Raw genomic sequence first — 9860 nt, 5'->3', positions numbered from 1 at the left:
CAACAACGGTAACATCAGGAAATGCACGGACTAAATCTGGAACGCCACCAATGTGATCATTGTGGTGGTGCGTAATCATAATCGCTTCTAAAGTTAACTCGTTAGCTTGTAAGTATTCCAATACAGGCTTTGCATCACCCGGATCAACAACGGCACAACGTTTATCGCTATTTTGTATTAGCCAGATGTAATTATCATTAAATGCGGGTATGCTTTTGATCTCTAACACGATTCGTTCTCCGTCACCCATTATAGTTAGGTGGTTAATGAAACCAGCACTCAGCAACAAAACTATACCACACCCGTCGACTTGGTCCGATCTGAATAATGGACCTTGGGTGCTTGAGTCAATCCAAACTCGGTTTGATGAGTGGTGTCCGAAACTTTTCGGTTACCACATGCTCAAACTGGGCGGGTTGAGCTGTGAGCTAACCAGCAGTAATTGTAACATTCAACACCAAGTCAACGTAGATATCCAGAACCCGTTGCATAATGTCGTTGCGGATGGTTACGAATTACCCTTTTTGGAAAAAAGCTTTGATGTGGCAATTCTGGCTCATCAGCTAGACTACGCACGTGATCCTCACCGTCTATTAAGAGAAGTGGACAGAGTGATGATGGATGATGGCTACCTGATCATTACTGGTTTTAATCCATTTAGCTTTACTGGCTTGGCGAGTCTTTTCCCGTGGCGTAAAAACAATTTGCCTTGGAGTGGCCGAATGTTCTCATCGAACCGTGTTCAGGACTGGCTCGGGCTGCTTAACTATCAGGTGATTCATCGTGATCGCTATGCACTTTTCCCAATGACACGTTACCGCACAATGTGGACTTGGTTTGAAAACAGTTTAGGGGAATGGGCATCGCCAGCGGGCAGTCTGTATTATATCGTTGCCCGTAAACGAACATACCCTCTCAAGCCAATCAAGCCGCACTGGCGTTTAAAGAAAAAGCTCACACCACTGGGGGTTATGAATCGAGAGGGTGCTGGAGTGAAAAAGATGTCGAGCGATAAGCGCTAGGAAGCTTGATAGCCAGTGTCTTCTTCAGTCGGGTTTTCTGCTGCTGTTCGGGCTAATTCATCACAGATTTCGTTTTCTCTGTGGCCCGCATGACCTTTTACCCAATGCCATTCAACTTCATGGCGGGCGGTTTCTTTATCGAGCGCCTGCCATAAATCTGCGTTCTTCACTGGCTTTTTATCCGCTGTTTTCCAACCACGTTTTTTCCAGTTATGAATCCACTGAGTAATGCCTTGACGGACATATTGGCTGTCGGTTGTTAATGAGACTTTGCAAGGTTCTTTTAGCGTTTGCAGCGCAACAACTGCAGCGAGCATTTCCATACGGTTGTTGGTCGTTAGGGTGTAGCCTTTAGATAGTGTTTTTTCCACGTCTTTGTAGCGCAGAACGACGCCGTAACCACCCGGTCCAGGGTTACCTAAACAAGATCCGTCAGTGAAAATCTCAACGTGTTTGGTCATATTTTTTGGTACTATTAGCCGAAACATTTATTAAAGCATAGTCTGACACATATAAGCTTATGAATACCAGCAGCAATTCTGAATATAATCGCATTGTGGTTCTCGATACCGAAACCACGGGTATGAACCAAGAAGGCGGTCCTCACTACATGGGGCACCGTATTATTGAGATCGGAGCCGTGGAGATCATTAACCGCAAGTTGACCGGGCGTCACTTTCACGTTTATCTAAAGCCTGATCGTGAAATTCAGGCAGAAGCGGTTGGGGTTCACGGTATTACCGATGAATTCTTAGTTGATAAGCCTGAGTACGCCAGTGTGCACCAAGAGTTTATCGACTTCATCAAAGGTGCCGAGCTGGTTGCCCATAATGCGCCCTTCGATACCGGCTTTATGGACTACGAGTTTGAAATGCTCGATCCGAATATCGGTAAAACAGATGATTTCTGTAAGGTAACCGATACCCTTGCCATGGCGAAGAAGATCTTCCCGGGCAAGCGAAATAACCTCGATATCTTATGTGAACGTTACGGCATTGATAACTCGCACCGTACACTCCACGGGGCTTTGCTCGATGCGGAGATTCTGGCTGACGTTTACCTATTGATGACTGGTGGACAAACAAGCCTTGAGTTTAACGCCAACAAGCAAGAAGGAGGCGTAGAAAGCGTTCGCCGGGTCGAGGGAAGAAAAGCGCTAAAGGTTTTGCGAGCAAGTGCCGATGAAATAGATGCGCACCAGAAAAGGTTAGAGCTGGTGAACGACAGTATTTGGCTTCAATAGGAGAAACTATGCTCAGGGCTTTGTCGGTTGCTATCCTGGCAATCTGGAGTTGTCTTGCGAGTGCCGCGAGTGAATCTACGATGTCTTTGTTAGATAATCGCTTTCGTGTCGATCCTAGTATCGAGCAAATCACATTTCTGGTCCATCGTGAGCAAAGTTCTCAACCCGTTGTCTTAGTTCGTCCTGACGGTAAAAAATACTATGCTTGGGGCTCCTACGATAATATCCGCTGGTATCAGGAGCCTGCACTGGATATTGTCTCGATCGATCAGCCGATGCCGGGTCCATGGCAAGCGGTGGGTAAAGTCACGCCTAAGAACAATATTCGCTTAATTTCTCATTTGAAGTTAAGCACTGACGCTTTTCCGAATCATCTATATCACGGTGAAGCACTCAAATTTACCTCACGACTGACTTCAGACGACAAGCCTCTGGTGTTAAGAGATTTTCTCGACCGAGTTAATTTACAGGTCACCTTTACCAAGTTTGTTGAAAACGAAGATGAGCTGATTAACGAGGAGCGACCAGTTCCATTAGTGATTGGTGATTTCCAGGATGACGGCCGAGATTTGGATGAGCAAGCTGGTGACGGCGTATTCACCGTTCAGCTGCCAATTGAAGTTCAACCGGGAAAATATCGTGCACGTATTGTCTCTGGGAATGGCGTCTTCTTGCGTGCTGAAGAGCAGGTAGTACTCGTATATCCGAATCCTATTTCGCGTACCTTTATTCAATCTCGTGAACAAAACCAACCTCATCAGCTGGTGGTCAGTGGCGAGCAAGGCATGATTGCGCCTGGTTCACTCCTGGTAAGTGTGGAAAAAAGTGCTCCCGATGGTTTTAAGAGTTATGGCCAAGGTCAAGTTTCTCAAGACGGTCTGAAAGCGACATTGAATTTGGATAATGACCCTGAGCTAGGTAAATACTCTTGGCAAGGCGTTATCTTTGCGACGGATTTTGCCACTCAACGTCCTCTGATTTTCCCAATTCAGGAGCAGACATTCAGTGTCGTTGATGACGTTGATTTGGAGGCCGCGCGTAAAGCCAAAGAAGCGGAGCTTGCCGAGCAGCACCGAATCGAGACAGAAAAGCGCATCCTTGCTGAACGAGAAGCAGAACGTAAGCGCAGTCTACTAATGATCGCGGTAGGTAACGTCGTGATGTTAATTATCGGTATCTTAGTTTGGCTGATATGGCGAAAGCTAAAAGCCAAAAGAGAAGCCATTCCTGAAATGCAGCTGCAAATGCCAAAGAATTAGAATAAGCGGAACCGATTGGTTCCGCTTTTGGTTTGGTCATGGTCAGCATTGACGATATCAAGCTAATTGGGTTGAATTAATCACGCAAGCACTAAGCCACTTCGGGAATCGGCTTCGGAGTTTGTTCCAAATCGGGTTCTTTTTGTACGGCTGGAACTTGCCCTTCACCAACAGCGCTGATGTAGCATCCGCTGAGTTTGATGGCGAGATACATATCGGCACGAAGTAAGATCCCGCCATCGCTGGTGCTGATGCCCGTTAGATCACACCATTGGCGTAAGCGGCGTTTTCGACCAGCAAGAATCAATCGTATGCCGCGTTTTTTCAGCATTTCATGAAGATCTGACAGGGTTGCCATCACGCTTAAATCAAGGTGAGTAAAGCTGGATACGGCGTCTACCACCACGCAACTGACGTCTTTTGTATGTTCTGCTTGTTCCAATACCCGGCGTTTAAAATAAGGGGCGTTAAAATACGTCAGTGGCGAGTTAAACCGGTAAATCACCATCCCTGGTATCGGAGTAGCTTTACCTGTGCCATCGACAGTTCGTATTGTGCCTTTCTCATCCAAACCCAGGATTTGATCGCTCGGGCGCATGACAATCCGCAAAAATTGGAATAGCCCCAAAAGCACCGCTAGTGTAATCCCCGGAATCACCCCAATAACCAATACGGATACGAAGGTGATGCCTGCTAGGTTGAAGGCATCTTTGTCGCGCTGGCGTAATGTCCATATCGCTTTGAGGTCGAGTAACGATAATGAAGCGATGATCAATACTACGCCAAGTGAAGCGATAGGGATAAACTGTAAAGGCTCATAAATAAAGATCGCGATGACCGCGATAGTCAGTGCGGCAATAATAGAGACCAACTGTGATTTGCCGCCATTGGCATCGTTGACTGCCGTCCGAGAGTCGGCACCACTGATAGCAAAACCTTGTGAAAATGCCGACGCGATATTGGCAAATCCTAATGCTCTGAATTCTTTGTTTGCATCAATGTCATAGCCATTTTTTGCTGCGAAGCTACGTGCAGTGAGCATCATGCTTACAAAGCTGACAATAGCAAGGTTCAATGCAGGGACCACCAGTTCACGCACTTCACCGAGTTCAAACTTTGGTGCTTGAAATTGAGGGAACCCACCCTGAGTAATGCCCACCACTGACACACCCATATCTTGTAAGTGGAGTAGCCAAACAGAGCCAGTCGTGACCAATATAGCAAGCATGGCGGCTGGCCAAGCGGGGCGAAAACGTTTGGTGACCAGATAAACGACGACAGTGGCAATACTTAACGAGACGGTAGGCCAGTGAACTTCGGTTAAGCGTTGAGGTGCTTCCCATAAACGTTCCAATAGGTAGCGCTGTTCGTATCTCCAGCCGACAACTTTAGCGAATTGGCTGACAATGATGGTCAGTGCAACACCGTTAAGTAATCCAAGCAGAATAGGGCGGGAGAGAAAATCCGCAAAAATCCCTAATTTAAATCGGCTCGCCACAACACACCAAATGCCCGTCATGGCTGTCATGGTCATCACTAACTGCCAGTGTTTGGTTGGGTCGCCAGCTGCGAGCGGAGTGACAACAGCAGCAATCACCGCACAGGTAGCGGCATCAGGGCCAACAATGAGTTGTCGAGAAGTCCCCATCAAGGCATAAACCAACATCGGCAACACACATGAATAGAGGCCGACAACAGCAGAAACACCGGTTAGTTGTGCATAAGCGATGGCGACAGGTAAGGCGACGGCAACGACAGAAAAAGCGGCTCGAAAGTCATTAGTGAACCATTCACGTTGATAATGCTTAAGCTGAACGAGGCCAGGGAACCACTGCGAGAATAATTTTTTGGCCACAGATGCACCCCCTAAAAAATGGTTTATTTACAGTAAAGTATACATCGTTCTGTTATTGCGTCCGTGAGCTGTTTATCACTCATCAGCGCACAAGTCGCATATCGCTATCAATCTAGGGCCAGAAAAAACAAAAAACCGAGAGCCATTTGGCTCTCGGTTTGCTTATTACTTTGGCGTTATTGTCTTAGGCGACGCTGTCCATGTGAGGATAATTCGGCTTTGCCGCCAATTGCTCTGGCTCAAAGTCATCGACGTTAATGGTATCTAAACGGTGCTGCTCTGCTTCTCTGAGAAGTTCCGCTTCTTCCTGACTAATAATGCCTTGCTCTAGCCCTTCTTCCGCAATCATATCCAGACGTAAGAACGGACGACGTTTGCCTTGCGCTTTACACACTTTGTCGAATACTGGCTCGGCTTGAAGAATCACAGACAATGCTAATTCAATCTTACCTGCCGGGTTATGTTCTGTTGGTGCCAGATACTGACCACGACCAATGCGCGAACGCGTTGCGCTAGGTGTTTGCAAAATACGCGCAACTTTGCTGTCGAGCTTGTCGCTTGGCGCTTTGCGTACACGACCAAACGGCATGATTAATACGCGCAGCGTGCGAGCAATGGCTTTGTTCGGGAAGTTAGCTAAAAACTCATCAACGGCGGTTTCTGCTTGCTTCAAGCTGTCTTGCAGAGCCCAGTGAACCAAAGGTAAATCTTCAACTGGACGGCCATCTTGTTCAAAGCGTTTTAGCGCTGCTGAACTTAAGTAAAGTTGGCTAAGGATGTCACCAAGACGAGCAGATAAACGCTCTTTACGTTTCAATGAGCCGCCAAGCACTGCCATCGAAATATCAGACAGAAGTGCTAAGTTAGCGCTGTAACGGTTAAGTTGTTGGTAGTAACGTTTGGTCGCGTCTTTGGTTGGCGCGGATGAACCCAAACCATCGCTCAAACCAAACCAAATACTGCGTACAAGGTTACTCATGGTGAAGCTCACGTGACCTGCCAATGCCTTATCAAACTTTTCGACGGCATCACTTGCATCAGAGTAGGCTGCGTTCATCTCTTCGAGAACGTATGGGTGACAACGAATGGCACCCTGACCAAAGATGATCATTGAGCGAGTCAGAATATTTGCACCTTCTACGGTCACCGCAATTGGTGAGCCTTGGTAGCCACGAGCGAGGAAGTTTGACGGGCCAATACAGATGCCTTTACCACCGACAATGTCCATAGCATCAATGATGCTCTGTTGACCACGGTGGGTACAGTGGTACTTCACGATGGCAGAAATAACAGACGGTTTCTCGCCAAGGTCGATACCCGCAACCGTTAAGTTACTCGCAGCATCCATTACGTAGGCGTTACCACCAATACGTGCCAAAGGCTCTTCGATGCCTTCCATGTGGCCGATAGGTTGTTTGAACTGACGACGAATACGCGAGTAAGCTCCTGTTGCCAGTGCAGCTGTTTTAATGCCACCCGTTGAGTTTGAAGGAAGTGTGATACCACGACCAACCGACAGACACTCAACCAGCATTCGCCATCCTTGGCCTGCCATCTTCTCACCACCGATAATGAAATCGATAGGAACGAAGATATCTTTGCCGCGTGTTGGGCCATTCTGGAAAGGGACGTTAAGAGGGAAGTGACGATTTCCGATTTCAACGCCTTTAACATTGGTTGGAATGAGTGCACATGTGATACCCAAGTCTTCTTTATCACCTAGCAGACCTTGTGGATCGCGCAGTTTAAAGGCAAGACCCAGAACAGTTGCCACAGGAGCAAGCGTGATGTAACGCTTATTCCAGGTCAGGCGCATGCCGAGTACTTCTTTGCCTTCCCATTGACCTTTACACACCACACCATAGTCTGGGATAGAGCCCGCATCGGAACCCGCTTCAGGGCTGGTTAAAGCAAAGCATGGGATTTCTTTACCTTCTGCCAGTCGAGGTAAATAGTAATCTTTTTGCTCTTCTGTACCGTAATGTTGCAGTAGCTCGCCCGGACCCAAAGAGTTAGGTACGCCAACGGTAGAAGAAAGCACGCCGGAAACACCAGTCAATTTTTGTAGCACTAATGACTGTGCGTAAGCAGAAAATTCCAGACCGCCGTATTTTTTCTTGATGATCATGGCAAAGAATTTGTGGTCTTTTAGGTATTGCCAGACTTCTGGTGGCAAATCTGCAAGCTCATGCGTTACCTGAAAGTCGTTGACCATGGCACAGACTTCATTTACTGGGCCATCAAGGAAAGCTTGCTCTTCCGCACTCAGCTTAGGAGTCTGAATCGCATGCAGCTTTTTCCATTCAGGTTTACCCTTAAATAATTCTGCTTCCCACCAGACCGTACCTGCATCTAAGGCTTCTTTCTCGGTTTGAGACATCGCCGGAAGGACTTTTTTGAAAACAGCTAAAGCCTTACGACTGATAAGAGATTGACGAATACCTGATACAGCAAATACGGCGATGGCAAGGATGTAAATAGCCCAGCCAATAAAGCCTGCAGAACCAGCGATGGTCAGCACTAACATGGCAGCAGTTAGAAGGCTGACGGATTTTGCGAGTGACATTCGGTGATAGAGCGTAATGCCTAAGACGATTGTCACCGCAACGATTGAAAGCAAGATGTCCATATATGTTTTCCTTTTCAGACGTTATAAGTGTTGTGCGTCTGTATTCTGATAAGAGGTCTAACCAGTTCTTGTAATTGTAATCAGAATATTAACAAAATGTAAAACTTGGTTTTGGGTAAAAAGTGATCTAAGTAGAGTAAAAATTCTAAAAATGCGATTTTGGTGCTGTTTTCTTGAGCAAGTTACTAAGTTTATTACTTCTACCAATCCAAATCTGTTGGTTCGCTATCGACACTAATTCTCGTTTGTGGGTAAACTCTCTGTAACGAAATGTCTGGTGTCAGATTGGCAACAGAACCATTTGCCAAGGTAATGTGATTGCATACCAAGGGCCGAAATAATAAAGAGAACGTCTTATGTACCAAGATCTGATTAAAAGTGAGTTAAACGAAGCTGCTGAAGTGCTCAACAAATTTTTAAGCGATGACCATAACATTGCTCAAATTGAAGCCGCTGCGAAATTGATTGCTGATTCTTTTAAACAAGAAGGCAAGGTGCTGTCATGTGGTAATGGTGGTTCACACTGTGATGCAATGCATTTCGCTGAAGAGTTGACAGGTCGTTACCGTGATAACCGTCCGGGTTATGCTGGTATTGCGATTTCTGACCCAAGCCACCTTTCTTGTGTGAGTAACGATTTTGGTTACGACTTTGTCTTTTCTCGCTATGTTGAAGCAGTCGGTCGTAAAGGCGATGTACTGTTTGGTTTATCGACATCTGGTAACTCAGGCAATATTCTTAAAGCCATTGAAGCCGCGAAAGCAAAAGGCATGAAGACCATTGCACTGACAGGTAAAGACGGTGGTAAAATGGCAGGTTTGGCAGACGTTGAAATTCGTGTGCCTCATTTTGGCTACGCTGATCGTATTCAGGAAGTACATATTAAAATTATTCACATCGTCATTCAGTTGATTGAAAAAGAGATGGAATAATTAGGACGGCAGTTCCTGTTTAAGGTTGGTATTTTAGGTAAGGAGTTCTTTAAACCATGTGTGAATTGCTCGGCATGAGCGCCAACGTTCCAACGGATATTTGTTTCAGTTTTACTGGGCTGATGCAGCGTGGAGGCCGAACTGGCCCGCACCGTGATGGGTGGGGAATCACTTTCTATGAAGGTAAAGGATTTCGGACGTTTAAAGATCCGAAGCCAAGCTGCGATTCAAAAATTGCGGAACTGGTTCAGAACTACCCAATCAAAAGCCGCGCTGTAGTCAGCCATATTCGACAGGCTAATCGTGGCGGAGTCAACCTGGAAAATACGCATCCATTTACACGTGAGTTGTGGGGTAAGTATTGGACATTTGCTCACAATGGTCAGTTGTCAGATTATCAGGATTTACATACAGGTCGGCACCGTCCTGTAGGTCAAACTGACAGTGAACTGGCGTTTTGTTGGTTGTTGAAGCAGATGGAAGATCGATACCCAGAGCCTCCAGAGGATATGGCGTCGGTTTTTGTCTATGTTGCGAAGTGCTGTGATCAACTGAAAGAGAAGGGCGTATTTAACATGCTGCTGAGTGACGGTGAGTTTGTCATGACGTATTGCACCAATCACCTGTATTGGATTACGCGACGAGCTCCTTTTGGTAAAGCGGCATTACTGGATGAAGATGTTGAAATCAACTTCCAGGAAGAAACAACACCAAATGACGTTGTGTCTGTGATCGCGACTCAGCCGCTGACAGGTAATGAAGCATGGCAGCGAATGAAGCCAGGCGAATATGGTCTGTTTCATTTAGGTGAGTTGGTTGATGGTAATGCAGCTGCGCTGAAAGACGTCGCATTCGCGCCAAAGAAAGTAGCCAGCCAGGCTCCGACGGAACCGTTAGAATAATCAATGCTTTCCAGCTAT

The 9860-nt window shown here is 46.5% G+C and carries 9 protein-coding genes; 5 read left to right on the top strand and 4 right to left on the bottom strand.

Annotated features, from left to right (window positions below; translation table 11 throughout):
• Positions 1-253 (bottom strand): MBL fold metallo-hydrolase (locus L9Q40_RS18345; protein ID WP_498794159.1); only part of this gene is annotated, 253 nt, incomplete at its 3' end.
• A gap of 13 nt (positions 254-266) precedes the next feature.
• On the opposite strand from L9Q40_RS18345, the gene L9Q40_RS18340 reads away from it, so the two are divergent.
• Positions 267-1022, top strand: a complete 756-nt coding sequence (locus L9Q40_RS18340) for a class I SAM-dependent methyltransferase (RefSeq protein ID WP_014232741.1) — start codon at positions 267-269, stop codon at positions 1020-1022.
• Here L9Q40_RS18340 and rnhA read toward each other — a convergent pair.
• Positions 1019-1483 carry a ribonuclease HI gene (gene rnhA, locus L9Q40_RS18335; protein WP_020335128.1) on the bottom strand — a complete coding sequence of 155 codons (465 nt, stop codon included), beginning with the start codon at positions 1481-1483 and terminating at the stop codon, positions 1019-1021. The two genes, L9Q40_RS18340 and rnhA, sit on opposite strands and share 4 nt — an antisense overlap.
• 59 nt (positions 1484-1542) lie before the next feature.
• Here rnhA and dnaQ point away from each other — a divergent pair, with 59 nt between their 5' ends.
• Both dnaQ and L9Q40_RS18325 read left to right on the top strand, forming a co-directional pair.
• Positions 1543-2265 (top strand): DNA polymerase III subunit epsilon, encoded by a 723-nt coding sequence (gene dnaQ, locus L9Q40_RS18330; protein ID WP_014232739.1) that lies wholly within the window; start codon positions 1543-1545, stop codon positions 2263-2265.
• Between the two features lie 8 nt (positions 2266-2273).
• Positions 2274-3524: a TIGR03503 family protein gene (locus L9Q40_RS18325; RefSeq protein WP_020335127.1), complete on the top strand. Its 1251-nt coding sequence runs from the start codon at positions 2274-2276 to the stop codon at positions 3522-3524.
• A 91-nt stretch (positions 3525-3615) separates the two neighbouring features.
• On the opposite strand, the gene L9Q40_RS18320 is transcribed toward L9Q40_RS18325, so the two are convergent.
• Positions 3616-5379 carry a SulP family inorganic anion transporter gene (locus L9Q40_RS18320; protein ID WP_020335126.1) on the bottom strand — a complete coding sequence of 588 codons (1764 nt, stop codon included), beginning with the start codon at positions 5377-5379 and terminating at the stop codon, positions 3616-3618.
• Positions 5380-5563: 184 nt separating this feature from the next.
• Positions 5564-8008, bottom strand: a complete 2445-nt coding sequence (fadE, locus tag L9Q40_RS18315) for an acyl-CoA dehydrogenase FadE (RefSeq protein WP_498794155.1) — start codon at positions 8006-8008, stop codon at positions 5564-5566.
• Between the two features lie 356 nt (positions 8009-8364).
• Between fadE and lpcA the strand changes: the two genes are divergently transcribed.
• On the top strand, positions 8365-8940 hold the full coding sequence (lpcA, locus tag L9Q40_RS18310) for a D-sedoheptulose 7-phosphate isomerase (protein WP_014232735.1): 576 nt from the start codon (positions 8365-8367) through the stop codon (positions 8938-8940).
• 56 nt (positions 8941-8996) lie between these two features.
• On the top strand, positions 8997-9842 hold the full coding sequence (locus tag L9Q40_RS18305) for a class II glutamine amidotransferase (protein WP_014232734.1): 846 nt from the start codon (positions 8997-8999) through the stop codon (positions 9840-9842).
• The last annotated feature ends 18 nt before the right edge of the window (positions 9843-9860 follow it).

This window comes from Allocatenococcus thiocycli (assembly GCF_921292965.1).
Taxonomy (GTDB): Bacteria; Pseudomonadota; Gammaproteobacteria; order Enterobacterales; family Vibrionaceae; genus Vibrio; species Vibrio natriegens.
Note: the sequence above shows the minus strand (reverse complement) of the source record. Positions and strands in the feature narration are given on the sequence as shown.